This window comes from Paracoccus sp. NFXS7 (genome assembly GCF_040148865.1).
Lineage (GTDB): Bacteria > Pseudomonadota > Alphaproteobacteria > Rhodobacterales > Rhodobacteraceae > Paracoccus > Paracoccus marcusii.
Genome location: NZ_JAKEKV010000001.1, coordinates 168,525 through 195,457 on the forward strand (window position 1 = coordinate 168,525; position 26,933 = coordinate 195,457).

The 26,933-nt window shown below is 67.3% G+C and carries 26 protein-coding genes and 1 tRNA gene; 10 read left to right on the plus strand and 17 right to left on the minus strand.

Going from position 1 to position 26,933, the window contains the following annotated elements; translation table 11 throughout:
- Window positions 1-155: 155 nt before the first annotated feature.
- Window positions 156-1,694: an NAD(P)H-hydrate dehydratase gene (locus tag LZ686_RS00885; protein WP_349546716.1), complete on the plus strand. Its 1,539-nt coding sequence runs from the start codon at window positions 156-158 to the stop codon at window positions 1,692-1,694.
- Window positions 1,695-1,741: 47 nt separating this feature from the next.
- Window positions 1,742-1,826 (plus strand) — tRNA-Leu (locus tag LZ686_RS00890).
- A gap of 15 nt (window positions 1,827-1,841) precedes the next feature.
- Here the strand turns inward: LZ686_RS00890 and LZ686_RS00895 are convergent.
- The 6 genes from LZ686_RS00895 to LZ686_RS00920 form a co-directional block, all read right to left on the minus strand.
- Entirely contained in the window at window positions 1,842-2,576 is a 735-nt protein-coding gene (locus LZ686_RS00895) for a COG3904 family protein (RefSeq protein WP_349546717.1), read from the minus strand.
- A gap of 3 nt (window positions 2,577-2,579) precedes the next feature.
- Window positions 2,580-3,860 (minus strand): hypothetical protein, encoded by a 1,281-nt coding sequence (locus LZ686_RS00900; protein WP_349546718.1) that lies wholly within the window; start codon window positions 3,858-3,860, stop codon window positions 2,580-2,582.
- 83 nt (window positions 3,861-3,943) lie between these two features.
- A complete protein-coding gene (locus LZ686_RS00905; RefSeq protein WP_349546719.1) occupies window positions 3,944-4,741 on the minus strand; it encodes a Crp/Fnr family transcriptional regulator in 798 nt (265 codons plus the stop codon).
- Between the two features lie 276 nt (window positions 4,742-5,017).
- Complete coding sequence (locus LZ686_RS00910) at window positions 5,018-5,989, minus strand: GGDEF domain-containing protein (RefSeq protein WP_045999621.1); 972 nt, start codon at window positions 5,987-5,989, stop codon at window positions 5,018-5,020.
- An 11-nt stretch (window positions 5,990-6,000) separates the two neighbouring features.
- A complete protein-coding gene (locus tag LZ686_RS00915; protein WP_148912240.1) occupies window positions 6,001-6,570 on the minus strand; it encodes a heme NO-binding protein in 570 nt (189 codons plus the stop codon).
- Between the two features lie 70 nt (window positions 6,571-6,640).
- Window positions 6,641-6,931, minus strand: coding sequence for a DUF3572 family protein (locus LZ686_RS00920; RefSeq protein ID WP_349546720.1), 291 nt, complete (start codon window positions 6,929-6,931; stop codon window positions 6,641-6,643).
- Between the two features lie 105 nt (window positions 6,932-7,036).
- Between LZ686_RS00920 and LZ686_RS00925 the strand changes: the two genes are divergently transcribed.
- From LZ686_RS00925 to LZ686_RS00935, 3 genes are all read left to right on the plus strand, one after another.
- Entirely contained in the window at window positions 7,037-8,422 is a 1,386-nt protein-coding gene (locus tag LZ686_RS00925) for a diguanylate cyclase (RefSeq protein ID WP_349546721.1), read from the plus strand.
- Between the two features lie 63 nt (window positions 8,423-8,485).
- Window positions 8,486-8,884: a DUF983 domain-containing protein gene (locus tag LZ686_RS00930; protein ID WP_045984140.1), complete on the plus strand. Its 399-nt coding sequence runs from the start codon at window positions 8,486-8,488 to the stop codon at window positions 8,882-8,884.
- Window positions 8,881-9,552, plus strand: a complete 672-nt coding sequence (locus LZ686_RS00935; protein WP_349546722.1) for an NUDIX hydrolase — start codon at window positions 8,881-8,883, stop codon at window positions 9,550-9,552. The genes LZ686_RS00930 and LZ686_RS00935 overlap by 4 nt, the downstream gene beginning before the upstream one ends.
- Here LZ686_RS00935 and LZ686_RS00940 read toward each other — a convergent pair.
- The 8 genes from LZ686_RS00940 to LZ686_RS00975 form a co-directional block, all read right to left on the minus strand.
- Window positions 9,549-10,319 carry an enoyl-CoA hydratase-related protein gene (locus LZ686_RS00940; protein WP_349546723.1) on the minus strand — a complete coding sequence of 257 codons (771 nt, stop codon included), beginning with the start codon at window positions 10,317-10,319 and terminating at the stop codon, window positions 9,549-9,551. The genes LZ686_RS00935 and LZ686_RS00940 overlap by 4 nt on opposite strands.
- 62 nt (window positions 10,320-10,381) lie before the next feature.
- Window positions 10,382-10,840 carry a cytochrome c-type biogenesis protein gene (locus tag LZ686_RS00945; protein ID WP_349546724.1) on the minus strand — a complete coding sequence of 153 codons (459 nt, stop codon included), beginning with the start codon at window positions 10,838-10,840 and terminating at the stop codon, window positions 10,382-10,384.
- Entirely contained in the window at window positions 10,837-12,801 is a 1,965-nt protein-coding gene (locus LZ686_RS00950; RefSeq protein WP_349546725.1) for a heme lyase CcmF/NrfE family subunit, read from the minus strand. Before LZ686_RS00950 ends, LZ686_RS00945 begins: the two co-directional genes overlap by 4 nt.
- A 102-nt stretch (window positions 12,802-12,903) precedes the next feature.
- The gene (locus tag LZ686_RS00955; RefSeq protein ID WP_295169353.1) at window positions 12,904-13,431 is read right to left on the minus strand and encodes a holin family protein; all 528 of its coding nucleotides are present in this window, start codon (window positions 13,429-13,431) and stop codon (window positions 12,904-12,906) included.
- Window positions 13,422-14,033: a holin-associated N-acetylmuramidase gene (locus tag LZ686_RS00960; RefSeq protein ID WP_127898579.1), complete on the minus strand. Its 612-nt coding sequence runs from the start codon at window positions 14,031-14,033 to the stop codon at window positions 13,422-13,424. The genes LZ686_RS00955 and LZ686_RS00960 overlap by 10 nt, the downstream gene beginning before the upstream one ends.
- 96 nt (window positions 14,034-14,129) lie before the next feature.
- On the minus strand, window positions 14,130-14,579 hold the full coding sequence (gene ccmE, locus LZ686_RS00965; protein WP_045999619.1) for a cytochrome c maturation protein CcmE: 450 nt from the start codon (window positions 14,577-14,579) through the stop codon (window positions 14,130-14,132).
- Window positions 14,580-14,597: 18 nt separating this feature from the next.
- Window positions 14,598-15,410 (minus strand): glutamate racemase, encoded by an 813-nt coding sequence (locus LZ686_RS00970; protein ID WP_282028084.1) that lies wholly within the window; start codon window positions 15,408-15,410, stop codon window positions 14,598-14,600.
- 67 nt (window positions 15,411-15,477) lie between these two features.
- The gene (locus LZ686_RS00975; RefSeq protein ID WP_349546726.1) at window positions 15,478-18,867 is read right to left on the minus strand and encodes an indolepyruvate ferredoxin oxidoreductase family protein; all 3,390 of its coding nucleotides are present in this window, start codon (window positions 18,865-18,867) and stop codon (window positions 15,478-15,480) included.
- A 161-nt stretch (window positions 18,868-19,028) separates the two neighbouring features.
- Here LZ686_RS00975 and LZ686_RS00980 point away from each other — a divergent pair, with 161 nt between their 5' ends.
- From LZ686_RS00980 to LZ686_RS01000, 5 genes are all read left to right on the plus strand, one after another.
- Complete coding sequence (locus LZ686_RS00980; protein ID WP_045999125.1) at window positions 19,029-19,934, plus strand: LysR family transcriptional regulator; 906 nt, start codon at window positions 19,029-19,031, stop codon at window positions 19,932-19,934.
- Between the two features lie 303 nt (window positions 19,935-20,237).
- Window positions 20,238-22,418 carry a phosphoribosylformylglycinamidine synthase subunit PurL gene (gene purL, locus LZ686_RS00985; protein WP_349546727.1) on the plus strand — a complete coding sequence of 727 codons (2,181 nt, stop codon included), beginning with the start codon at window positions 20,238-20,240 and terminating at the stop codon, window positions 22,416-22,418.
- On the plus strand, window positions 22,415-23,557 hold the full coding sequence (locus tag LZ686_RS00990) for a bifunctional 2-C-methyl-D-erythritol 4-phosphate cytidylyltransferase/2-C-methyl-D-erythritol 2,4-cyclodiphosphate synthase (RefSeq protein ID WP_349546728.1): 1,143 nt from the start codon (window positions 22,415-22,417) through the stop codon (window positions 23,555-23,557). The genes purL and LZ686_RS00990 overlap by 4 nt, the downstream gene beginning before the upstream one ends.
- Window positions 23,554-24,051, plus strand: a complete 498-nt coding sequence (locus LZ686_RS00995; protein WP_349546729.1) for a phosphatidylglycerophosphatase A family protein — start codon at window positions 23,554-23,556, stop codon at window positions 24,049-24,051. The genes LZ686_RS00990 and LZ686_RS00995 overlap by 4 nt, the downstream gene beginning before the upstream one ends.
- Entirely contained in the window at window positions 24,048-24,518 is a 471-nt protein-coding gene (locus LZ686_RS01000) for a CinA family protein (protein WP_139599035.1), read from the plus strand. The genes LZ686_RS00995 and LZ686_RS01000 overlap by 4 nt, the downstream gene beginning before the upstream one ends.
- Here LZ686_RS01000 and LZ686_RS01005 read toward each other — a convergent pair.
- From LZ686_RS01005 to LZ686_RS01015, 3 genes are read right to left on the minus strand one after another with little or no spacing between them, the layout of a single operon-like run.
- Window positions 24,515-25,555 (minus strand): threonine aldolase family protein, encoded by a 1,041-nt coding sequence (locus tag LZ686_RS01005; RefSeq protein ID WP_349546730.1) that lies wholly within the window; start codon window positions 25,553-25,555, stop codon window positions 24,515-24,517. The genes LZ686_RS01000 and LZ686_RS01005 overlap by 4 nt on opposite strands.
- Window positions 25,552-25,992 (minus strand): YcgN family cysteine cluster protein, encoded by a 441-nt coding sequence (locus LZ686_RS01010; RefSeq protein WP_045984124.1) that lies wholly within the window; start codon window positions 25,990-25,992, stop codon window positions 25,552-25,554. Before LZ686_RS01010 ends, LZ686_RS01005 begins: the two co-directional genes overlap by 4 nt.
- Window positions 25,992-26,921 (minus strand): bifunctional riboflavin kinase/FAD synthetase, encoded by a 930-nt coding sequence (locus LZ686_RS01015; RefSeq protein WP_349546731.1) that lies wholly within the window; start codon window positions 26,919-26,921, stop codon window positions 25,992-25,994. The genes LZ686_RS01010 and LZ686_RS01015 overlap by 1 nt, the downstream gene beginning before the upstream one ends.
- Between the last annotated feature and the right edge of the window lie 12 nt (window positions 26,922-26,933).

Genomic DNA, 26,933 nt, shown 5'->3' on the forward strand with positions numbered 1-26,933 from the left:
CGCAATAGACCCTTCCTCGCGGCTTGCCTGAAGACTGATTGGCGCGTTTGATGAACCGCGTAAATGCAGCAGCATGATCTTGGAAGCCCCCAAGCCGTTTGTCCGGCTCGTATGCCTAATATTTCACCATTCAGCCCAAGGATTAATCATCGACCATGATGGAAGGCAGTGAAATCGTCACCGTCGCTCAAATGCGCGCCATCGAATCCGCGGCGATAGGCAGCGGCGTGACGTCCGGGCTGAACCTGATGACCCGCGCGGGACGCGCCGTCGCGGGCCAGATCCGCCTGCGCTGGCCCAAGCCCGGACGCGCCACGGTCCTGTGCGGACCCGGCGCGAACGGCGGCGACGGCTATGTCGTGGCACAGGCGCTGTCACAGGCAGGCTGGTCGGTGCGCGTCTTGGGCATGCCCCTGCGTGTGGGCAGCGACGCGGCCGCGGCGCGGGCCCGCTGGCCGGGGCCCGTCCTTCCGCTGGAGGCGGCGCAGCTGGATCGGCCCGACCTTTATGTCGACGCGATGCTGGGCACCGGCCTGACGCGCCCGCCGGACGGGCAGATCGCGGCGATCCTGCGCAGGCTTGCAGATGCGGGCCGCCCCATCGTCGCCGTCGATGCGCCAAGCGGGCTGTGCCTGGACAGCGGCGTCATGCTGGGCATGGGCCGGGGTGCCCTGCCCGCAGCGGCACCCCGGACCACATTGACCGTGGCGTTTGACAGCCCCAAGCCGGGCCATCTGCTGGAACATGGATCCACGGTTTGCGGCACGTTGGTCATCGCCGATATCGGGCTGGACGCGTTTCGTGCGGGCGGCTTGGCACGGTTGACCGCAGTGTGGCCGCGGTTCGATATTGCGGACCCCCGGCGCAGGGCCGACGATGGGCGGGGCGCATGGCTGCGCAAGCAGGGGTCGGGTGGCCACAAATACGACCACGGCGCTGCACTGGTGGTGGCCGGCGGTCCCGGCGCGGGCGGCGCGGCCCGTCTGGCGGCGCGGGCGGCGCTGCGCGTCGGCGCAGGCTTGGTGACCCTGGCGCCCCCTGCAGCGGCGATGGCGGAACACGCCCTTCCCCCCGACGCGCTGATGCGACGCGCGGTCGACGATGCGGATGCCCTGGCAAAGCTGGCGTCCGACCGCCGCGGGATGGCGCTGTGCATCGGGCCGGGCTGCGGCGTCACGCGGGCAGCGGCGCTGCTGGACGCCGTGCGGGCTGCGGCGCGGCCGACGGTCCTGGACGCCGATGCGCTGACCGCGTTGGCCAAGGCACCCGGCGCCTTGCCACCGGATTGCGTGCTGACCCCGCATGGCGGCGAATTCGCCCGGCTGTTCCCCGATCTTGCCGACCAGCTGTCCACCGACACACCCTCCCGCCCCAAACCCGCGATCCTGCGCGAAGCGGCACGGCGCATTGGCGCGGTGATCGTGCTGAAGGGGCCAGACACGGTCATCGCCAACCCGCAAGGACGGGTGGCGATCCATTCGGACCCGCATATTCCCTGGCTTGCCACCGCCGGATCGGGGGATGTTCTGGCGGGGATCATCACCGGCCTGTTGGCGCGCGGCCTGCCGGCATTCGATGCGGCCTGCCTTGGGGTACGCCTGCACGGGGCGGTCGCGCGCCGGCATGGGCCGGGGCTGATCGCGGACGATCTGATCGACGGGCTGGCCCCCGTCATCGCCGAATGGGACGGGTGATTTTTCCCCTCGCACTGCCCGCAGCCATTTGCTAGATCGCGGACAGCGCGGGTATGGCGAAATTGGCAGACGCACCAGATTTAGGTTCTGGCGCCGCAAGGCGTGGGGGTTCAAGTCCCTCTACCCGCACCACCACCGATCGATCGTTCACCCTTCGGCCGGCGTGGTCAGGCCCAGTTCCGCCATCAGCTCCGGTTCCAGCACGTTGATCTCGGCCGGCGGGGTGCGCAGGGCATAGGTCATCAGCCGCAGATCGACCCCCATCTGCACCAGGTAATCCATCACCCCCGCCTGCGCGCGCTGCAGGTCGCTGACCGCCATGAAGGCGGGCAGGATCGTGTTCTGGCCGAAATAATGCTGGTGGACCCCCACCACGCCGCCTGCTGCCACCTGCCGCGTGGCGCCGCCCGCCAGGATATAGGGGCAGGCCGACAGGCAGACCGCCCCGTCGCCCACGCGGGTCGCATAGCCCGCCGCGCGGATCGTGCGCCCGATGGCCACCGCGTCGGACACCGATCCGCCCGAACTGTCCAGCGTCACCTGTGTCGCCGTCGGGCGTGTCCGGTCCAGCCAGGCGGCAAAGCGGTCCGCATCGCCCGGCGCGATCTGGCCCGCGATGGTGATCGCGTCATCGGCCTGATCGAATTCCAGCGCCTCTGGCATGGCGCGCATGGCGGGACCGCCCGGCTGCGACGGATCCGACGGCCGCAGGTCGGGGCGATAGGGGCGCACGCTTGGCCCCTGTGCGGGCGGGGCGTACAACCCCGGCGCGGCCGATCCCGGTGCGCGCATCAGGTCCAGGCCGACGATGGCACCCGCCAGCAGCACCTGCGACACCAATACGGCCCGCACCACCTTGTGCGGGGAGGAGAACAGCCCCATCGGCTAGCCCTCGCGCCGCGAGGTGTCGGCGGCGGGCGGCGGTGCGGCATCGATCTGACGCAGCAGGTCAGATGCCGCAAGCGCCGCACGCAGCTCTCCGACCGTCATGCGTTCGTCGCTGTGCCCCTCTCCGCGGCCGGATCGGATCGCGGCCTGCACGACCATGATGATGAAGACCAGCACCGCGGGCAGCAGGTCGATGGCGATGGCGCCTGCCCATGCGGGAACGAAGTTGCCGGCATAGGCGATGACCGCATCCGCGGCCGACATGGGCGTATAGAGGGCCTCGTCCACCTGCGGCAGGGACATCACCTCGGTCGCGGCCTGCGCCAGGGTGGTGGCGCGCTGTTCGACCAGCGACAGGACAGAGGTGATGGTGCTGGACTGGCCCGCGCGCGTGGCCTCGGTGCTGCCATCCAGTTCGGGCAGAACGACCGCATCGGCCAGGTCCTGCGCGGCGCGTCCGACCAGCGGCGCCGGGTTCAGCTGGCGCAGCTGCGTGATCAGACCAGCCAGCTGGACGGCGTCTTCGGAAAAGCGGACCGTGCGATCCTCCAGCGGTCCCGGCTCGACCGAGGTGCCGCGCATCCGGGAAAGAATGGTGTTCCCCTGCGCGAAGGTCTCCTCGATGGGGGCTTCGGCGGCCAGCAGCTGGTCCTCCAGCGCCTGCAGTTCGGCGCCCTTCTGGGTCAGTACCCGAAAGACCGCGCCGCGACCGGAAAAGCCGGACAGGGTGCCGCCCGCCTCCTGCTCGGACAGGTCCGCAAAGCTTTGCCGCACCCGGGCCACGTCGCGCGACAGCGCCTGCCCCGCCACCGCGTTTGCATGCGCGCGTTCCAGCGAGGTCTGATAGGTCTGCACGGTGGCCGCCATGTGCGTCTCGACCGCGGCCGTCCCTGCCAGTGCGGCGGCGTTCAGCCAGGACGACATCGCGACGATCGCCACCGATCCAAGCGCCATCGTCAGCAGCAAGCCGACCCGCGATGCGGCCGAGCGGACCGCCGGCAACAGCCGCAGCATGTAGGACCAGAAGACGAAGATGCCCACCGACACCGCGATGGAATAGGCCAGCGCCGCAAAGGTCGTCCACAGGCCCGGATCGTCCAGCAGCGTCCGCACCCCAAGATAGGTATAGATGCCCGATGCAGCCGACAGCACCCCAAGCGCGGTCGAGGTGAAACTGTCCAGCCAGTCCAGATGCCGCTCCAACTCTCGGGCATAGCGGTCGCCGACGCGGTCATGGCTGCGGTCTGGGGCGGGGGCGGCGTTGGGGTCGTGGGCCATGCGGTCTCCGGGTGGCGCTGAGGGACTGGCCCCAGATAACCGCAGATAGCCCGCATTCTCAGCCCCTTGCGGCCGATTGCCGGTCACGCTTTCGGCATGACCACGACGGGCATGGCGGCATCGGGGATGCGGGCGAACCCCTCGTCGGGCAGGACCTGGTCGCAGCCGGGGCGTGCGGACTTCAGCCGGGCGCGGTCCAGGACCCGGATCTCTCCGCGCCCCATCTCGACGATGCCTTCGGCGCGCAGTTGCGACAGCGTCTTGTTGACCGTCTGGCGCGAGCATCCGGCGATCGCCGCCAGATCGGTCTGGCTCAGCTGGATCTGCGGAGATTCGGCGCTGGTCATGGTCAACAGGTTGATCCGGATGCGATCTTCGGCGGCATAGAACATCGCGACCGAGTGCTGGCGGTTGTCCCGCGTCAGGCGGTCGTGAAAGATCTTGGCAAAGTTGCGCATCAGCAGGTCGGCCGGAACGTGCCGCAGGATCATCGCCGCATCTAGCAGCATCACCGTCGTGTCCGGCAGCGTGGTGCAGCTTGCCGCGCAGGTCCGGCCGGAAAACTGCTCGACCTCTCCCAGCACCTCGCCGGGAACGGCAAGATGAGCCATCACACGATTTCCGTTGATGTCCAGATAGTTGACCTCGATCCGGCCCTTGATGATCAGATAGATCCAGTCGGCAGGCTCGCCTTGGCGCAGAATGTCCCTGGGGCGACGGATATGAACGAGGGCAGCCTCCGCCACCAAGGCCGCCAGTTGCGGCTTGTCCAGATCGGCGATCAGCGCAGGCTTCAGGCGCGTCAGGATCGACAGCAGGTCGGGGATCTGGACAGGTGCCCTGCCCTTCGCCGAGGTCGTCCGTGGGGTAACTGCCTGCATGTCCCCTGCCCGATTATCGATGCAGGACCAAGTATATCGACATGACCGCGCAGGAACAGAGGTTTTCGTCAGGTCAACCAAGGTCCCCGCACGCCGCGGTGGCGGATCAAGTGTGCCATCACTGGTTACAGTCCACGAGGTACCACACTCTCGACCCGCATCACCGGTCTATTGGACAGTTCATTCCGGAACTGTCGGCAGGGCGACACAAGTCATGTTAGCGCACGAAAAATTTCGGGAATGCACAGGAAACAGGCGACGGGATGCCGGTTGATCCTAGATGATCGTCGCCCGCCCGCGCCCCGCCCCCTTGGACAGATAGAGGGCCTTGTCCGCCATCGCCAGGACCTGCTCCGGCTGGTCCGGACCGCCGGGATGCCAGACCAGGATGCCCAGGCTGGCCGAAACCTGCAGATCGGTCAGTTCCGGCGGCGACAGCGCCCGGATCGCCACGATGATCCGGTCGGCAAGCTGCTGCAGGGCGGCCCGCGATGTCATGCCCCGCAGGATCAGCACGAATTCGTCACCCCCGATCCGCGCCGCCGTGTCGGCCTTGCGGATATGGCTGCGCAGGACCGCACCGACCGCCCGCAGCAGGTCGTCACCCGCCTGGTGCCCTAGCTGGTCGTTGACCTGCTTGAAATGGTCCAGATCCAGATGCGCGATGGCAAAGGGATGCGCGACCTCGTCCGCGAAGTCGGCCGTGCGCAGCGACAGGGACAGCGCGATCTCCAGCCCGCGGCGATTCTGCAGGCCGGTCAGCGGATCGGTCTGCGCCTGCAGCAGGGCCAGTTCGCGCGATTGCGCCAACTGGGTATTAAAGCGCGACAGTTCGGTCAGGACGCCGCGGTTGGCCTCGTGCAGGAACAGCAGTTCCATTGCCAGTTCTGAGGGCGCAAAGTCGTCATCCGTCAGCCCCGCGGCACGAATCGCACGATGAAGGCCGATCCCAAAACCCAGATTGACAAGCAGCGTCCCATCATCGACCTGCACGCCATGGCCGCGCAGGACCAGGTCGCGCGACTGAACCACGCGCAGGAACAGGCGGCGGCGGTGCTCGACTGCGGTGCGGATCGCCTGCAGCGGACAGGGCCCCTGCCCCGCGCGCCCGCTGACCAACCGATCCGCCAGCCCGTCTGCCAGGTCCGGGATCAGCTTGGACAGCGTCGGCCCGACGGACAGGACCTTGCCGCAGGCCGACAGCCACAGGTGCATGGGCAGCAGCTGCCCAAGCGCCTGGGCGGACATGGTCGGGCCCGTCACGACGACACCGCGCCGCTCAGCTGCGCCCCCTGCAGGCTGAAGATGCGGCCCTCGAAGAACTGTTCGTCCCAGATGTCGATGCGGATGGACAGCCCCTCGACTGAAATGAGGCACAGCGCTCCGTAATCGTCAGCCATGCCGCGGATCAGCCCGACCAGAAGATGCTGCCACACCGGGTCGGGTTCCAGCATGACCAGCCAGACGGACTGATCCTCCGCTTCGACCTGCAGGCGCGGGACATCCAGGTCGGGCAGGACCAGATGCGCGCGACCGGGCAGCTCCTCAAGACGCAGCAGGAAATCCTTGAAGTCGCGGCCCGAAAACCGCAGCAGGCGCCGCACAGGCTCGATGCGCGTCATCCATCCGCCCAGATCCTCGAACATCTCGGGCAGCGGTTTCGACAGGCGGAACGCGGCGCGTTCCAGCGCACCGGTCCCGAACCCGGCGCCAAGCGGCGCCAGTCGACCCACGGCCACGGCCTCCTCGTCGGCGACGGACTGGACCAGGTCTTCACCATACGTGGCGCGGAGGAATTCTTCAATCGCGCGATTGATCAGACTTTTCATGCCCACCTCGATTCGAACCGAAACTAGCGGCAGGGCGTAAACAAATCGGAAAGCGCCGATGGAAAAAGGTCTAGTCGGCCTCCCAGCCATAGCTGCCCGGTCCCGACAGGGCCGTGCGAGCCGTCATGATGTCGCCCGGACGCACGCCAAGGCTGTCGGCAAAGCTGCACAGGCGGTCATCGTCCTCGACCAGAAAATCAAGCAGGAACAGGGCGATGTCAGGACGGCGGGCGAAATTGCGGATATCGGCAGGCTGCAGGCCGGCAGCCTCCATGAACTGCGCCAGATCCTGTGGCCGATCGGCCAACAGGATCAGCGTCTGCGTCGCCAGATCGGCGGCCTGCTGGGCCGAATACGCCATTTTTCCATCCGTATCGCAATTTCGTGAGCTGGCCTGCACCAGAAACTCTTTGTTAAGCATTTTAGGTGAAATTGAAATGAAGATGTCGGATTTCTGGATAGATCGATGACGGCACGTATCATGGTTGCAGATGGCATAGCGACGGCGCGGATCACGTTGAAGGTCCGGCTGTCCGCCGTGCGCTATGACGTTGCCGCGGTCGCGTCGGCTGCGCAGCTGATGCAGGAACTGGACGCGGCCTTGCCCGACCTGATCATCCTGGGAAATTTCCCCGACGGATCGGCCATCGACATCTGCGGGCGGCTGTCGCGCGATCCGCGGCTGGCGGATATCCCGGTGCTGATGCTGGTCCGGCCCGAACAGCGGCTGGCCGCGCTGCAGGCGGGGGCAACCGCGACGCTTGAACCTAACGTCGACGACCAGATGCTGATGGCGCGGATCCGCAACATTCTGCGCCAGTCGGATGCCCCGCAGGCCAGCCGGATGGGCATGGCCGAGGCACCGGCCGGTTTCGTCCATGCCGATCGTCCGTTGATCGTACTGATCGCGGACAGCCAGACTCGCGCGCGGCGCTGGCGGCAGATGCTGTCCGAACGTATGCCTTGCAGGTTCGAGATCCGCGATCCTGACGAGGCGCTGGGCGCCGCATCCGCGGGGCGGACGGCGGACCTGTACCTGATCTCGGCGGATATCCGCGAGCGTGGCGACGGGCTGCGCCTGCTGTCCGAACTGCGATCGCGCCAAGGGTCGCGGGATGCGGGCTTCGTCATTGCCATCGGGCCTGATCGGGCCGAGCTGTCGGCCATCGCCCTGGATCTCGGGGCGGGTGACGTGATGCCGGACGCGCTGTGCACCGCTGCGACAGCCGAGGCCGCGGCGGTGTCGCTGCAGATGCTGCTGTCGCGCAAATCCAAAAGCGACCAGCGTCGGGCCGAGGTTCAGCGCCATATGCTGTGGGCGATGACCGACCCGCTGACCGGGCTGTACAACCGCCGCTATGCCCTGCCCAAGCTGGCCGATATCGCGCGCGACGCGATGCTGGCGCATCAGGGCTTCGCGGTCTTTGCGATCGACCTGGACCATTTCAAGGCGGTGAATGACTGCCATGGTCACACCGCCGGCGATGCTGTCCTGGCCGAGGTCGCGCAGCGTCTGCGCGATACCATTGGCGTGGACGGCATGACGGCCCGCATGGGCGGAGAGGAGTTCCTGGCTGTGCAGGGCAACTGTCCCCCGGTGCGCGCGGCCCGCATCGCCGAGGCGCTGCGGCTGGCCGTGCAGGCGCGGCCCGTACGCCTGCCGGGCCTGTCCGGCGGCGGCGCGATCCGGGTGACGGCGTCGGTCGGGGTCGCCATGGTCGCGCCCGCGGACGACATCTGGCCGGATCAGCTGGCGCGCGTGGCGCTTGAGCGTGCGGACCGGGCGCTGCTGGCCGCCAAGGCTGCGGGGCGCAACCAGGTCGTCTGTTCACGCGCGGAACGTGCGGCATAGGAGGGACTTTCAATGTGCCGCCCCGCCGCCTAGATTTGGTCCAAGCCCGCAGAGGACCCCGTCATGACAGATGCTGCCAAGATCACCCCATCGCTGACCCCCGAACGCCCGACGGGCCAGGCCATGCTGCGCGGCGCACGGGGCCGCTGCCCCGCCTGCGGAGAGGGGCGGATGTTCTCCAGCTACCTCAAGGTGGCGGATGCCTGTCCCCATTGCCACGAGGATCTGCACCACCAGCGGGCCGACGACGGCCCGGCCTACCTGACCATCCTGATTGTCTCGCATCTGGGTGCGCCATTGTTGCTGGCTTCCTTCATCGCGTGGCGCCCCAGTGCCATGACGATGATCCTGTCCTTTGGCCTTGGGGCGATCGTGCTGTCTTTGGCGATGCTGCCGGTGATCAAGGGCGCCATGGTCGGGTTGCAGTGGGCACGGCGCATGCACGGGTTCGGCCGGGCATGAGCGTCGCCATCCGCGATGCCGCAACCGTCCTGGTCGTGCGCCGCGACGTGGGCGGTGCGTCGGTCCTGATGGGCATGCGCGGTGCCGGCGCGGCCTTCATGCCGTCGAAATTCGTCTTTCCCGGCGGGGCCGTCGACCCCGAGGACGCGCAGGTTGCCTTGGCCCGTCCCCTTGGCCCGACCTGCCGCGCGCGCCTGCTGCAGGAGGATGGCCTGTCCCCCGACGCCATCGCTGCCGCGGCGCTGCGCGAACTGGCCGAAGAAACCGGCCTGCTGATCGGCCGTCCGGGGGGCGCACCCTGCGGCTGGCCCGGCCATGTCAAGGCAGGTCTGACTCCTGATGCGAGCCCGCTGATCTATCTGTTCCGGGCGATCACGCCACCGGGACGACCCCGCCGGTTCGATGCGCATTTCTTCGTCGCGGATGCGGCCGGCATCGCCGGCGACCCCGATGACTTCGGCGCCGCCTGCGACGAGCTGTCCCATCTGCACTGGGTGCCGCTGGATCAGGCAGGCGCGCTGGACCTGCCCTTCATCACCGAGGTCGTGCTGGCCGAACTGACGGCGCTGATCCGCGACCTGCCGCATGACCAGCCGCTGGCCGCGCCGGACACGGTGCCCTTCTTCGACAATCGCGGGCCCGCGCCGGTCTTTCGCCAGATCGCCTAGCGGCCGGTAAAGACCGCCGGCCGCTTTTCCAGGAAAGCCGTCACCCCTTCGGCGAAATCGGCACTGCGCCCGGCCTGCCCCTGCAGACGTGCCTCCAGCGCCAGTTGCGCCTGCATGTCGTTCCCGAACGAGGCCGTCAGCGCCTGCCTGACGGCCAGAAACGCACCGGTCGGCCCCTTGGCCAGCGCCTGCGCCCGGGCCGCGACCCCTGCGGCGAAATCGGCGTCGGGCAGCGCCTGCCAGATCATCCCCCAGTCCGCCGCCTGGCGCGCGGACACGGGTTCGGCGAACAGCATCATTCCCATCGCGCGCGCCATGCCGACCGCCCGCGGGATGATCCAGGTCCCGCCCGCATCCGGGATCAGCCCGATCCGGGTGAAGGCCTGGATGAAGCTGGCGCTTTCCGCGGCGATCACCACGTCGGCGGCCAGCGCCAAGTTCGCCCCGGCCCCGGCCGCCACCCCGTTCACCGCGGCGATGACCGGCACGGGACAGGTAGTCACCGCGGCCAGCATCGGTTCGTACTCCTCGCGCAGGGTGCGCTCCAGATCGGCGGCGGCACCCGCATCGGTCAGGTCCTGCCCGGAACAGAACCCCCGGCCTGCCCCGGTCATCACCACGGCACGCACATCGGGCGCCAACGTCGTCAGCACCTGCGTGATCTCAGCCCGCATGCTGGTGTTCAGCGCATTCATCACCGCGGGGCGGTTCAGCGTCAGCGTGGCGACGCCGTCCGCTGCCGCGAACTGAATGGTCTCGAAGCTCATGTCATCCTCCCGTTTCCGGGGATCATGCCGAAATTCGCGGGCGGTTAAAGCGCGACCCGGCGTCAGGGATCGCGCATGATCTCGGCCAGGCGCCGACGTTCGTCGGGGTCCAGGGCCTCGACCTCGGGCGCCGGGCGGTTGCGGGCGCGCAGGAAACCGGCCGCGGTCAGCAATGCGACCAGCGCCATCAGGGGCGCGGCCAGCCACAGGATCATGTTCGCCCCATCGGGCCGAGGATTGAACAGCACGAATTCGCCAAAGCGGTCGGCGACCGCGTCGATCACCTGGTCGTTGCTGTCGCCCTCCAGCAAACGCTCGCGCACGTAAAGCCGCAGGTCGCGGCTGATCGGCGCGTTGGATTCGTCGATGTTCTCTCCCTGGCAGACGGGGCAACGCAGCTGCTGCGAAATCTCGCGGGCGCGTGACTCCATCGCGGCGTCGGGCAGGACCTCGTCGGGCTGGACGGCCAGGACCGGACAGGCGGTCAGGATCATCGCCAGCGCGGCGGCCCGGACCCTCATTCCGCGGGGACCGCGCCGGGGCGCGCCTGCCGGGCCGCACCCGCCGCCACGCGATAGCGCCGGTCGGTCAGGCTGATCAGCCCGCCGATGGCCATCATCAGACAGCCCGCCCAGATCCAGTTGGCAAAGGGCTTGATATAGGTCCGCACCGCCCATCCGCCGCCGGGCTGTTCATCGCCCAGAACAACGTACAGATCGCGCCAGAAGCCGTAATCGATCGCGGCCTCGGTCGTGGGCATCCCCTGGACGGGATAGACACGCTTTTCCGGAGAGAGGGTCGCAACCGGACTGCCGTCGCGGCTGGCCTCGATCACGGCCTTCTGGGCCAGATAGTTGGGTCCGTCCGCCCGGCGCACGTCGCGCAGGACCAGGTCGTAGCTGGCGACAGCAAAGGGCTGGTCGATCTGGGCCACGCGCACATCCTCGACCTGCCAGGCCTGGATCAGGGACACGGCCACGAAGGTGACGCCCAGCCCGGAATGCGCGACCGCCTTGCCCCAATCGGCACGCGGCAGGCGCAACAGGCGCGACGCGCCGGAACTGCCGGTCCGCAGCCACAGATCGGCCAGCGCGCCGAAGATCAGCCAGGATCCCAGCCCCGCCCCGATCACGGCCAGCGCCGAATGGCCGGTCGACACCGCAAAGACCAGCATCATGATCGCCGCCGACAGGATCAGCGGACCGCGCAGCGGGCGCAGGCTGCGGGCCAGCGTAGCGCGTTTCCACGGCATCAGCGACCCGATAGGCAGGGCGATCGCCAGCACGATCATGAACGGGGTAAAGGCCTGGTTGAAGAAGGGCGGGCCCACGGAAAGCACCCGCCCCCAGACCATCTCGGCCACCAGCGGCCAGATCGTGCCGATGAACACGACAAAGGCCGACACGGCCAACAGCACGTTGTTCAGCACCAGCGCGCCCTCGCGCGACAGGGGGGCGAAGACGCCCTTGGCGGTCATCTCGGACGCGCGGGCCGCGAACAGCGTCAGGGCACCGCCGATGAACACCGCAAGGATCGCCAGGATGAACACCCCCCGTTCCGGGTCGTTTGCGAAGCTGTGGACAGAGGTGATGACACCCGATCGGACGATGAACGTGCCGATCAGCGAGAACCCGAACGCCATGATCGCCAAAAGGATCGTCCAGCTTTTCAACGCCTCTCGCTTTTCGACGACGATGGCGGAATGCAGCAGGGCGGCGGCCAGCAGCCAGGGCATGAAGCTGGCGTTCTCGACCGGATCCCAGAACCAGAAGCCGCCCCAGCCCAGCTCGTAATAGGCCCACCAGGAGCCAAGCGCGATGCCAATGGTCAGAAACACCCAGGCAGCCAGGGTCCAGGGACGGACCCAACGCGCCCAGGCCGCATCCACGCGACCCTCTATCAGGGCGGCGACGGCAAAGCTGAAGGCCATCGAAAGGCCGACATAACCCAGATACAGGAACGGCGGGTGGAAAGCCAAACCTGGGTCCTGCAGCAGCGGGTTCAGGTCGCGCCCGTCGAAAGGCGGATTGCCCATGCGCCAGAACGGGTTCGACGTAAAGATGATGAATGCATAAAACGCCACGCTGACCGATGCCTGAACCCCCAGCACCCGTGCCCGCAGGCTGGGCGGCAGGTTGCCCCCGAACAGCGCCGCCGCCGCGCCGAACAGCGCCAGGATCAGCACCCACAGCAGCATCGAGCCTTCGTGGTTGCCCCAGACACCGCTGATCTTGTAGAGCATCGGCTTGAGCGTGTGCGAGTTCTCGTAGACCAGCAGGACCGAGAAGTCGGACGTGACGAAGGCGATCGTCAGTGCGCCGAAGCTGATGACCATCAGCAGCAACTGGGCCATGGCCGCCGGGCGGGCACTGTCCATCCAGCCGTGCCATCCCTTTGCGGCGCCGATCATCGGCACGGTCATCTGATAGATCGCGACCATGAAGGCCAGGATCAGGGCGAAATGGCCAAGTTCAGCGATCATCTGCGGGCATCCTTTGTTGTCCGACAGCATAGGGATGCGGCCAAGGGGGGAAAAGCCCCCCCTTGGTCCCGGTCGCTCAGTTTTGCGTGCGGGCCTTGCGGCCTATTCGCGCAGGGTCGCCAGCCAGTCGCGCAGGGCCGCGTTGTCGGCGAAATCGTCCGCGGGGATGGCGACTGGCGTTGTGACGGTGCCGGGGACGATGGTCGTCTCCTCGGTCACGGGGGCGGGCCAGACACGGTGGCGGAAATGATGCGCCTCCCGCGCGCCGAAATAGAACCCCACAATGGCGCCCAGCAGCCACCACAGGGGTTCGGGAACGCGCTGCAGCCCCTCCATGCGGATGCCGAATCCGATCGGCTCGACCATCGCATAGATGAACAGCGCCATCGTCCCCAAGGCCAGCAGCGGGCGCGGCAGGCGGTTCAGGCCGTTGACGAACCCGTCGAACCAGCCCTGCCGCGGCACAGCGAATTCCTGGCCGTGCTGGGCGATGGCGCGGGCATAGGCCTCCTCGTCCAGTTCCATCCGGCGGGTGGCGTTCTGGGTAAAGACCTCGGCCATGCCGGTCGCGGCGCTGCCCAGGGCGGTGACGGTCGGGGCGATCCCGATGAAGCGGTCGATCAGGCCCATGCGGATGTCCTCTGGCGGTGCTCAGCCTCGCTGAGGCGATAGCGGGGGGCCATGAACTCCTCGGCGCGGGTGATCCAGCCGCCCTTGCCGCCCGCCTTGCTTCGCGCGTACTTGCGGCTGGCCGGGCGCTGATCGGCCAGCGCATAGTAATAGTTGCGCCGCGCAATCCCATAGGCGTCGACCAGATGATCCGGCGCGGCCTCGGCCGCGTCTGCCACGGCCGCGATGGTCATCGGTCCGACGACCCCGTCATCGGCGGTGCGAAAGCCCATCCGGCTGACCAGGCGCTGCAGGATCTTTACCGCATTACCGCCTGCGTTGACATACATGTCAAAGACGCTGGCCTGCAGCGGTTCGGGCAGTTCGGCAAGGCGTGGCTTGCGAAAATAATGCTCGACGAAGATCTGTTCGGCCTGCGCCCGCGTCAGGGCGCGCACATCGGCGGCGTCGATGCGGCCATCGCGGTTCAGGTCCATCCCCAGGGACTGCATCGTGCCGATGGTGACGCCAAAATTGGTGGCCCCGCCCGGATCGTCGGGGTCGTTCACGTACCCGCCTTCGCGGGCCACGATCTGACGGGCAATCTGTTCGACGCTTGGCATGACACCCCCATGTCTGACGCGCGCCCCGGATCGGGGCCGCATCGGGGGATGCTGGGGCGATGCGGTTAACCTGTCGTTAACCCTGCGCGCGTTGCCTCAGGTGCCGGGTTCCTGATAGACGCCGGTCGCCTTCAGCGTATCCACCACCTCGCGGGGCATATAGGTCTCGTCATGCTTGGCCAGCAGGTCGCGCGCCTCGAACCGGCCGTCGCGGTAGTGACCCTTGGCGATGGTGCCCTGCCCTTCGCTGAACAGGTCCGGGCGGGGGTCGTTGCCGACATAGGTCACCGGGATCTCGACCGCGCCGTCGGTGATCACGAAATCGAACGCCATGCCGGTGCCATTGACGATGGATCCGTCCTTGACCAGCCCGCCCAGCTGAAAGAACTCGTCGGGCTCGGGCGCCGTCTCGGCCACCTGGCTGGGAGAGCGATAGAGGTTGATGCCGTCGCTGAAGCCGTATCCGATCAGCCCCACCGCCACGACCAGGGCCAGGCTTGCCGCCGCCAGAACCTGGACGCGGCGCTGCTTCTTCAGGGATTTCATGCCGGCCATGGGTCCTCCTCAGGCGGGATCAAAGCTGATGGCGCGGCGCAGGAACTGCGTGGCCTTGCCGCCCACCCGCACCGGATCGCCGGTCGTCAGATACATCGACGTCGTGCCCGGCCCGACGAATTCGGGCCTGCGCGTCAGATAGTCGGCCAGGCTTTCGGCGACCAGCCCCGCCTGGCTGAAGACCTTGACCTGCGGCCCCAGGGCGCGCTGGAACGCGTCCTGCATCAGCGGGTAATGGGTGCAGCCCAGCACCGCGGCCTCAGGGTACGGCATGCGGCGCTTCAGCGCCTCGACATGGCTGGTGACCAGGGCCTCCGCCAGCTGCTCGTCGCCCATCTCGATCGCGTCGACCACGCCGGCGCAGGGCTGGGCCTCGACATCGACGCCCACCGCGCGGAACGCCAGTTCGCGCTGGAACGCGCGGCTGGCGACGGTCGCGGGTGTGGCAAACAGCGCGACGTTGTTGACCGCCACCCGGCGCGGCGGCGAATTATCGCCCCAGGCCCGTTCGGTCAGCGCCTCGATCATGGGAACGAACACGCCCAAGACGCGCTTGTCCGCCGGCAGCCAGGTTTCCTGCATCCGCTTCAGCGCCGCGGCACTGGCGGTGTTGCAGGCCAGGATCACCAGATCGCAGCCCTCGTCCCACAGGCGCTCGACGCCCTTGCAGGTCAGATCGAAAATGTCGTCGGCGGTGCGCACCCCATAGGGCGCATGAGCGTTGTCGCCCAGATAGACCAGCGGCAGGTCAGGCAGGCGCGCGGCAATGGCCTGATGGACCGTCAGCCCGCCCAGACCCGAATCGAACACCCCAATCGCCATCCCAGAACCTCCCGCGTCGCGTGCCGCCCTTCATAGGGCGACGCGCCGCTTTTGGAAATGACCTGGATCATTCCGCCGCTTCACGGATGGGTGGGTGCCCGGCCTGCAGCTGCGCCAGCAGCTCGGCCCGCCGGGTCGCGGCAAGATCCGCGGCCTTGTCCTTAACGGGTCCAAAGCCGCGCACGCCCAGGGGCAGTTCCGCCAGTTCGATCGCCACCGGCATCATCGCATCCGTGACCGAGGCGAAGACGCGGGTCATGTCGGCCTCGTATTCGCGGATCATCGCCCGTTCGCGCCGGCGTTCGGCGCTGTAGCCGAAGGGGTCCAGCGGCGTCCCCCGCAGCCCCTTCATCCTTGCCAGAACCCGGAACGCGCGCAGCATCCACGGACCGAACTCCCGCTTCTTGGGGCGGCCGTTCGCGTCCTTGCCGGTCAGCATCGGCGGCGCCAGATGAAGGGACAGGGTCACGTCCCCCTCCCACCGCGCCGCAACCTGTTCGGCGGTGGTCAGATGCAACCGTGCAACCTCGTATTCATCCTTGTACGCCAACAACTTGTAATAGCTTCTTGCGACGCTGTCGCGAAGTGGTGCGGGCGCGGCATCGACCAGCTTGCGGTACCGGGCGGCAAGCTGCTTGTTCTGATAGCCGACCAACCGTTCCGCGCGATAGGTCACGGGATCGACCGGCAACTGCGTGACCTCGGCGGGCTTGCGCGTCTGTTCGGGATAGACCACCGCCCAACGGCCGATCTGGAATGCCCGCTGGTTGGCGTCGACCTGCGCGCCGTTCAGGCGGATCGCCTCCATGATCGCCTCCAGCGACAACGGGATCAGTCCACGCTGCCAGCACGCACCCAGCACCAGCATGTTCGAATAGATCGAATCCCCCAGCAGCCGCAGCGCCAGATCGTTCGCATCGAAGAACGCCACCCGGTCGCCCAAACGGGCCTGCAGCGACAGGCGCAGCCGGTCCGACGGTACTTGGAAATCGCGGAACCGGGTAAAGTCGCCGGTGATGATCTCGTGGTCGTTCACGACTGCGCCGGTGCGGCCCTGGGTCATCAGGCCCACGGTCTTGGCCCCCGCCGTCACCACCAGATCGCCGCCGATGACACAGTCCGCCTCGCCCACGGCAACGCGGATCGCGCTGATGTCGGCGGGGCGTTCAGCCAGGCGCAGATGGATATGCACCGCGCCGCCCTTCTGCGCCAGGCCCGCCATCTCCATCATGCCGGCGCCTTTGCCGTCCATGTGGGCGGCCTGCGCCAGCACGGCGCCGATTGTCACGACACCGGTGCCGCCGACGCCCGTGATGACGACGTTATGCGTTCCGTTGATCGTAGGCAGCGTGGGCTGTGGCAGATCGGGCAGGTCGAACGCCTCGGCCTTGGGCTTGCGCAGCTTGCCGCCCTTGACCGACACGAAGCTGGGGCAGAACCCGTTGACACAGCTGTAATCCTTGTTGCAGCTCGACTGGTCGATCTGCCGCTTGCGGCCCAGTTCCATGTCCAACGGCACGATCGAGACGCAGTTCGACTGGACGGAACAATCCCCGCAGCCCTCGCAGACGTCGGGATTGATGAAGATCCGGCGGTCCGGGTCGGGGAACTGTCCCTTCTTGCGCCGCCTGCGCTTCTCGGCCGCGCAGGTCTGGACGTACAGGATGGCACTGACGCCCGCGACCTTTTCCAGATCGCGCTGGACGGCCATCATCTGCGCACGTTCCTCGAACCGCAGGCCCTTGGGGAACTGCGCCTGATCGACGTCCTCCTTTTCGTCGTGAACCACGACGACCGTGCCGACGCCCATCGCCACCAGCTCGCGGGCGATCTGCGGGGCGGTCAGGCCGCCCTCGTTCGGCTGCCCGCCGGTCATGGCGACGGCATCGTTGTACAGGATCTTGTAGGTGATGTTCGTACCAGCCGCCAGGGCCGCACGGATCGCCAAAGACCCGGAATGATTATAGGTTCCGTCGCCAAGGTTCTGAAAGACATGGCCTCTGTTACTGAATGGTGCCTCTCCGATCCAGTTCGCACCCTCGCCGCCCATATGGGTGAAACCCTCGGTCTCACGGCCCATCCACTGCACCATGTAATGGCAACCGATTCCGGCATAGGCGCGGCTTCCCTCGGGCAGCCTGGTCGAGCTGTTATGCGGACAACCCGAACAGAACCAAGGGGTTCTGGTCGCAATCTCGGGGGCGTTGTCGTTGCGGCGCACCTCGTTCAGCCGCTCCAGCCCGGCGCGCAGACGCTCGGTGCCGCGACCCTCCTCGATCAGGATGCCGCCGATCTTCTGGGCGATCATTACCGGGTCCAGCGCATAGCGGGTCGGGAACAGCTCCTCTCCGGTGCGGTCATGCTTCCAGCCATGGACGCGACGCCCATGGCGGTTGTCAAAGATCGCCTCCTTCAGCTGCACCTCGATCAGCTTGCGCTTCTCCTCGACGCAGATGATCAGTTCCAGGTTCTCGGACCATTCCTGGATCGACTTCATGTCCATGGGCCATGTCTGCCCGACCTTGTAGGTGGTCAGGCCCAACCGCTCGGCCTCGGCCTCGTCGATGCCCAGCAGGGACAGGGCGTGGACCAGATCCAGCCAGTTCTTGCCCGCGGCGACAAAGCCGATCCGCGCGCCGGACTTGCCCCAGACCTTGCGGTCGATGCGGTTTGCACGGCTGAACGCCTCGGCCGCCCACCGCTTGTGGTCGATCATCCGGGCCTCCTGCGCGACGGGCGTGTCGCCAAGGCGAATGTTCAGCCCCCCCTCGGGCAGCACGCGATCCGGAAGGGTGAAGACCATCCGATGCGGATCGCCGTCAACGACCGATGTCGCCTCGACCGTGTCCTTCATCGTCTTCAGACCCGTCCAGACCCCTGCATAGCGCGACAGCGCGAACCCATACAGGCCGTAATCCAGGATCTCCTGCACCCCGGCAGGCGACAGCACGGGGATATAGGCGTCGATCATCGCCCAATCAGACTGATGCAGCACGGTCGAGCTTTCGCCCGTGTGATCGTCGCCCATCGCCATCACGACGCCGCCATGGCGCGACGATCCGGCCATGTTGCCGTGGCGCATGACGTCGCCCGACCGGTCCACCCCCGGACCCTTGCCGTACCACAGCGCAAAGACGCCGTCGTGACGCCCCTCGCCACGCAGTTCGGCCTGCTGGCTGCCCCAGATGGCGGTCGCGGCCAGATCCTCGTTCAGACCGGGCTGGAACAGGACCTGCGCCGCCGCCAGGCGCTTGGCCTCGCGCGTCATCTGCAGATCGACACTGCCTAGGGGAGAGCCGCGATACCCGGTGACCAGTCCCGCCGTATCAAGCCCCGCGGCTTTGTCGCGTGCTGATTGCATCAGCATCAGCCGGACAAGTGCCTGCGTACCGTTCAACAACACGTGACGTTTCGACAGATCGAACCGATCGGCTAGCGAAAATTCCTGCTTGCTCATCACCCTCTCCTCCCATGGCCAAAGGCCTCCGCGGTCATTATAGGTCAGAAATGCTGACCAACGAAGCGGAAATTCTTTCCTTGACGTGACCTTGCCGGAATCGCAGGGGAAGGTTAGGTCTGCAAAATTCGCATGGCTGTCATGACAGGATTGTAACAGGGATGGACTGGGACAAGCTTAGAATATTTCACGCTGTGGCTGATGCCGGCAGCCTGACGCATGCGGGCGACGTGCTGCACCTGTCGCAATCGGCGGTCAGCCGCCAGATCCGCGCGCTGGAGGAGTCGCTTGGCACGACGCTGTTCCACCGGCACGCGCGGGGGTTGATTCTGACCGAACAGGGAGAGCTGCTGTTCGAGGCAACCTCTTCTATGTCGCGCAAGCTGGACAGCGCCTCGGCCCGCATCCGCGACAGCGAGGAAAACGTCTTCGGCGAACTCAAGGTGACGGCCACCGTGGGCTTCGGCACGCTGTGGCTGGCACCCCGCCTGGTCAAGCTGTACGAAAAGTATCCTGACCTGCGCATCGACCTGCTGCTGGAGGAGCGCGTCCTGGATCTGCCCATGCGCGAGGCCGACGTGGCCATCCGCATGAAGGAGCCGAGCCAGTCCGACCTGATCCGCCGCCGGCTGCTGAACATCCGGATGCGCCTGTACGCCAGCCCGGATTACATCGCGGCGCATGGCGCGCCGGAATCGCTGGCCGACCTGTCCAACCACCGTCTGATTTGCCAGAAGCCCGACCAGCCTCAGGTGGCGGCCGGCGCGCGCCTGGTGCAGGAGCTGATGTCCCAGAACGTCGGATCGACCCTGACGGTGAACAACTATTTCGGCGTACTGCAGGCGGTGCTGGCCAATCTGGGCATCGGCGTCCTGCCCGACTATCTGACTGCCGACCATCCGAACCTGATCCGCGTGTTCCCGGACACCGAGTCGGGAGAGGTGCCGGTCTTCCTTGCCTATCCCGAGGAAATGCGCCAGACGCGCCGCGTCGCGGTGTTTAGGGACTTCGTCTTGGAGGAGATCCAGGCCTATCGGCGCCATCAAAGCGAGGCGGGGCAGGTCTGACCTGCCCAAACCGCAGGCAAAACCGGGATAATGCACGCGCAGCGTGCAGTCATTACGCCAGCGCATGGCGGCTATGCTGCAGCCGCAGCGCCATTTGTCTTGAAGAGTTCACAGACTGCACATAGATCGGGCTTAGAAGGCGATGATCAGCGTAATCGCTCATCACCTTCTACCTCCCTGTTGGACTTAGGCCGGGCCTTGTGCCCGGCTTTTTTTTGTCCCGCGCCCGGGTTCTGCGGCCTTTCCATGGACGCCGCCAGCGCCTAGAAGACGCGTGATTTCATGCGCAGGAAGGGTCGTGTCATGCAGGAACCACAGCTTACCCCGGAACTGATCGCGGCCCACGGGCTGAAGCCGGACGAGTATGCCAGCATCCTGCAGATCATCGGGCGCGAACCGACCTTCACCGAACTGGGCATCTTCAGTGCCATGTGGAACGAGCACTGTTCCTACAAGTCGTCCAAGAAATGGCTGCGTACCCTGCCCGTCGACGGCCCCCAGGTGATCTGCGGTCCCGGAGAGAACGCGGGCGTTGTCGATATCGGCGACGGTCAGGCGGTGGTCTTCAAGATGGAGAGCCACAACCATCCCAGCTATATCGAACCCCATCAGGGCGCGGCGACCGGCGTGGGCGGCATCCTGCGTGACGTTTTTACCATGGGCGCGCGCCCGATCGCGGCGATGGACGCGCTGTCCTTCGGGCGCACCGATCACCCCAAGACCCCGCATCTGGTCAAGGGCGTGGTCGAGGGGATCGGCGCCTATGGCAACGCTTTCGGCGTGCCGAACGTCGGCGGAGAGGTTCGTTTCCACCCGAGCTATGACGGCAACTGCCTGGTCAACGCGTTTGCGGCGGGCTTGGCCGATGCCGACAAGATCTTCTATTCGGCGGCCTCGGGCGTCGGCATGCCCGTCGTCTATCTGGGCGCCAAGACCGGGCGCGACGGCGTCGGCGGCGCAACCATGGCCAGCGCCGAGTTCGATGACACGATCGAGGACAAACGTCCCACCGTGCAGGTCGGTGACCCCTTCACCGAGAAATGCCTGCTGGAGGCGTGCCTTGAGCTGATGGCGTCGGGATCGGTGATCTCGATCCAGGACATGGGGGCTGCGGGCCTGACCTGTTCAGCGGTCGAGATGGGCGACAAGGGCGGCCTGGGGATCAAGCTGATCCTGGATAACGTGCCCCAACGCGAAACCAACATGACCGCCTACGAGATGATGCTGTCAGAATCCCAGGAGCGGATGCTGATGGTGCTGAAGCCCGAGAAGGAAGCCGAGGCGCGGGCGATCTTCCAGAAATGGGACCTGGACTTCGCCATCGTCGGAGAGACCATCGCCGAGGACCGCTTCCTGATCGTCCATCGCGACGTGGTCATGGCCGACCTGCCGCTGTCCAAGCTGTCCTCCAGCGCGCCGGAATATGACCGCCCCTGGGTCGAGACGCCTGCGGCCACGCCCGCGCCGGCCCTGCCCCCGATCGCGCCCATCGCCGGCCTGCGCGCGCTTGTCGGCAGCCCGAGCCACGCGCACCGTGCCTGGGTCTGGGAACAGTACGACACGCAGGTCGGGGCCGACACGATCCGCCGTCCCGGCATGGGCGCGGGCGTCGTTCGCGTGCACGGGACACGCAAGGCGCTGGCCTTCACCAGCGACGTCACCCCGCGATATGTCAAGGCGAACCCGTTCGAGGGCGGCAAGCAGGCCGTGGCCGAGGCCTATCGCAACCTGACCGCAGTGGGCGCCCTGCCCCTGGCCACGACCGACAACCTGAACTTCGGCAACCCCGAGAAGCCCGAGATCATGGGCCAGCTGGTCGGTGCCATCAAGGGCATCGGAGAGGCCTGCCGCGCGCTGGACTTTCCCATCGTGTCGGGCAACGTGTCGCTGTACAACGAAACCGACGGCAAGGGCATCCTGCCCACACCGACCATCGGCGGCGTCGGCCTGATCGCCGATCTGGACGATCTGATCGCGGGCCTTCCCGCGGAGGGTGACCTGGCCCTGGTGATCGGTGCCACGCGCGGTCACCTTGAACAGTCGGCCCTGGCGTGGGAGGCGTTCCGCATCGAATCCGGCGATGCGCCGCATGTCGATCTGGACGACGAACGCCGCAACGGCGAATTCCTGCGCGCCAACCGGAGCCACCTGGCATCGGCGACCGACCTGTCGGACGGCGGCCTGGCGCTTGCCGCCTTCGAGATGGCCGAGGCCGCGGGCCTGGGCGTCACGCTGGACAGCGGTGACATCGCCCACCTGTTCGGCGAGGATCAGGCCCGCTATCTGGTCGCCTGCCGCCCCGACGCCGCAGGCGCCCTGACCGCCGCGGCCCAGGCCGCGGGCGTGACCATCGCCACCGTGGGCCGCTTTGGTGGCGACAGCGTGACCCTGGGCGACGACAGCGCGCCGCTGGCCGAACTGTCGAGCCTGTATCGGACGTCCTTTGCGGCTGCGATCCAGGGCGACATGCCCGATCACGCATGATCCGCGCGCCTGCGGGCTTTGCCGCGCTGATCACGGCGGCGGGACGGGGCACGCGGGCCGGGGACGGCCTGCCCAAGCAGTGGCGCGATCTTGCCGGGCGTCCTGTCCTGGACCGAACCCTGGCGGCCTTTGAAGGCTTTGAACGGATCGTTCTGGTCGTTCACCCCGATGACATGGGGCAGGCCATCGCCCGCTATGCCGGCGGCATCACCATCGTCGCGGGCGCCGAGACCCGCGCCGCCAGCGTCCGCGCCGGCCTGACCGCCCTGCAGGGCCAGGCAAGCCATGTCCTGATCCATGACGGGGCACGCCCGCTGGTCGCGCCATCGGTCATCGACGACGTGATCCGCGCGCTGCAAGAGGGCGCGGACGCCGCCGCACCCGCGTTGCCCGTGTCGGACGCGCTGTGGCGGGGGGATGGCGCGCGGGTCGCGGCCATCGCGCCGCGTGGCGGGCTGTTCCGGGCGCAGACGCCGCAGGGTTTCGTTCTGGACAGGATCCTGCAGGCGCATCGCGATCATCCGGGGGATGCGGCCGACGACGTCCAGCTGGCACTTGCCGCGGGGATGGAGGTTGCCATCACCCAAGGTTCGGAAGACAATCTGAAGATCACCTTTCCCGCCGATTTCGCGCGGGCCGAACGCATTCTGGGGACCGACATGGATATCCGCCTTGGCAATGGCTATGACGTGCACGCCTTTGGACCCGGGGACCACGTCACCCTGTGCGGCGTGCAGGTGCCGCATGACGCGGGCCTGCTGGGCCATTCCGATGCCGATGTGGGCATGCACGCGCTGACCGACGCCATCTATGGCGCCTTGGCGCAGGGCGACATCGGGCGGCATTTCCCGCCCTCGGACCCGCAATGGAAGGGTGCCGACAGCGCGATCTTTCTGGCCCATGCGGCCAGCATGGCCCGCGACAAGGGGTTCCGCATCGGCAATGCCGACGTGACCCTGATCTGCGAGGCGCCCAAGATCGGACCCCATGCGCTGGCGATGGCCCACCGCCTGTCCGAAATCATGGGCGTTGAGGAAGCGCGCATCAGCGTCAAGGCCACCACGTCCGAACGCCTTGGCTTTACCGGCCGACGCGAGGGGATCGCCGCCATCGCGACCGCCACCCTGATCAAGGAATGACCATGGATCGCATGCTGGCCACCTGGTTCGGCGCAGGCCTGCTGCGCCCCGCTCCCGGCACCTGGGGGTCGGCGGTCGCCGTTGGGATGGGGCTGATCCTGCACCGCATCGGGCATTTTCCGCTGCTGGCGCTGGCTACTGGGCTGGTGATCCTGCTGGGGTTCTGGGTCGTGCCGCGCTACACCGTCGGCATGGACGACCCCGATCGCAGCGAGATCGTCATCGACGAAGTCGCTGGCCAGTGGCTGGCGCTGATGGCGCCGTCCTTCGGGTTCTGGCACGCCGGGCTGCCCGCCGACAGCTTTCCCTATCCGGGCTGGGTCGCGGCCTTCCTGTTCTTCCGGCTGTTCGACATCTGGAAGCCGTGGCTGGTCGGCCGCGCCGATCGCCGCCATGACAGTGCCGGCGTGATGCTGGACGACCTGTGGGCGGGCATCTTTGCGGCGCTGGCCACGATGGCCGCCGCGGCCTTCGCGCATACGGTGCTGATGTGAGCCAGGCGGCGCAGGTCCTTGACGCCGCCCGCGCCCGGCGCGTGATGATCGCGACGGCCGAAAGCTGCACCGGCGGCCTGATCGCCGGCGCTCTGACAGAGGTTCCGGGATCGTCCGACGGGTTCGACCGGGGCTTTGTCACCTATTCGAACGCGGCCAAGATGCAGATGCTGGGCGTCCGGGCCGAAACCCTGGATACGCATGGCGCGGTCAGCGAACAGGTCGCGGCCGAGATGGCCCAGGGCGCGCTGCGCCAGTCCGATGCCGGGATCGCCGTCTCGGTCACCGGCATCGCGGGCCCCGGCGGATCCGAGCACAAGCCCGAAGGGCGGGTCTGCTTTGGCATTAGCCAGCCCTTTGGCACCTTCACCCAAACCGTCGAATTCGGTGCGATCGGCCGTCACCGCGTGCGTGCGGCAACCATCGAACATGCGCTGCAACTGTTGCTGGACGCGCTGCGCAACTAGCCGCGCAGGATCGCGGCCATCGCCGCGACGTCCGCATCGGGCGTATCCCACGCGGTGACCAGGCGCAGCGGCACGGGGTCGGCCCCCTGCACCGTCTTGTCGGGCCACAGATGATACAGCACGCCCGCCGCCTGCGCCCGGTCATGGGCCGCCTTGGGGATCGCGGCAAAGATGCCGTTCGACTGGACCGGCTGCAACAGCCGACCCCCGCCATCGACGACCGCCTGTCCCAGGACCTGCGCCTTGGTGTTCGCGCGATGCGCGAGGTCCAGCCACAACCCATCGGTCGCCAGCGCAAGCATCTGCGCCGCAAGATAGCGGTTCTTGGACATCACGTGGCCTGACTGCTTGCGACGGTAATCAAACCCCTCGGCACGGGCGGGGTCGAAGAATACCATCGCCTCGGCCCCCATCGCGCCGTTCTTGGTGCCGCCCAGGCACAGCGCGTCGACACCGGCGCGCCAGGTCAGATCGGCAGGCGAACAGCCAAGCGTCGCGACCGCATTGGCGAACCGCGCCCCGTCCATGTGCAGCGGCAATCCCGCCGCATGGGCGACGGAGGCCAGCGCCGCGACCTGGTCCGAGTCATAGACCGTGCCCCATTCGGTGGCATTCGTGATCGACACCAGCGCGCTGCGCCCGCCGTTCAGGCCCACCCCCGCACCGACCTGCAGCGTCTGCGCCAAGGTGGCCGCATCGATCCGACCACCCTCGCCCGGCAGGGTCACCAGCTTTGCCCCGTGAGAGAAGAACTCGGGCGCGGCACATTCGCTGGTCTCGATATGGGCATCGTCGTGGCAGTAGATGCGTCCGAAGGACGGCGACAGCTGCGCACAGACCAGCGCATTCGCCGCCGTCCCGGTGGCGACAAAGCGGACGACGGCCTCGGGTGCCTCCAACAGATCGCGGATCGCGGCCTCGGCCCGCGCGGTGACCGGGTCGGCGCCATAGCCCATGACGGCGCCGGAATTGGCGTCGGCCATCGCGGTCAGGACGGCGGGATGCGCAGCATACGAATTGTCCGAAGCAAAATTCATGACAGATCCTCGATGATGTGGTCCTCCCAATCGTCCTCGGTGACCGACAGCTCGCTGACGGTCCAGCCACGGACGCTGACGCCTGCTTCGTGCACCGTCTCGGTCGAGCCCGAGATCAGGTGGTGCCAGTCATACAGCGGCCGCCCCTCATGGCGCAGGCGATAGGCGCAGGTGACGGGCAGCCACCAAGCGACCTCCTTGATCTTGGCGGGGGTCAGCACGACGCAGTCCGGGACATAGTCATGGCGGTTCGGATAGCTGCTGCACCGGCAGGCGTCCCCGTCCAGCAGCTTGCAGGCGACGCGCGTGAAGGCCAGCTCGTTCGTGTCCTCGAACTCGATCTTGTTCAGACAGCACTTGCCGCACCCGTCGCACAGCGCCTCCCATTCGTCGGGGGCCAGGCGGGGCAGCGGCAGCTCCCAGAAACGCTCGCGCATCAGCGGCCCGACAGCAGGGCGCGGGCCTGGGCGCCGTCCTGCTCCATCTGATCGATCAGCGCCTGCAGGCTGTCGAACCTGGCCTCGTCGCGCAGGAAATCGACAAGGGCGACCGACAGGTGCTGTCCGTACAGATCGCCCGAAAAATCAAACAGGTTCACCTCAAGATTCGGGGTATTCACCCCGAACATCGGCCGCACCCCAAGCGAGGCCACGCCCTTGCACGGGCCGCGGTCCGGGCCGGTCAGGATGTCGACCAACACCGCATAAACGCCAAGGCGCGGCAGGTGCAGCCCGTCCATCGCCAAGTTCGCGGTGGGCCAACCCAGTTCCCGGCCCCGCTTTTCGCCGTGGATGACCTCACCCTCGATACGGTGCCAATGGCCCAGCATGCGCTCGGCCTCGTGGGTCAGCCCCTGCGCCAGCGCCGTGCGGATCGCGGTCGAGCTGTATTCGGCCTCTCCCGCGCCGATCAGCGGCACGATGGTCACGCCAAAGCCGAATGTCCGGCCCAGATCCTGCAGCGTCTGCGCCGTACCCGCGCGGTTCTTGCCGAAACAGAAATCCGCACCCACGGTGACATGCGCGATGCCCAGCCCGTCGGCCAGGACCTCCTGCGCGAAGGCCTGCGGGGTCAGGCCCGCCAGCACCGGGCCAAAGGGAAGTTCGTACAGGTGCTGAACACCAAGGCGGGACAGGCGGTTGGCCCGTGCCTCGGAGTTCATGAGGCGAAAGGGCGGCGCGTCGGGGGCGAAATACTCGCGCGGGTGCGGCTCGAAGGTCAGGATGCCCAAGGGCGCGTCGCTGGCGGCGCGGGCGGCGTCGATGACCGCGCGGTGACCCTTGTGGACGCCATCGAAATTGCCCATGGCAACCGATGCGCCGCGTGCCTCGGCCTTCAGCCCGGTCCAGTCGCGATGGATCTGCAATGCGCCCCCAAC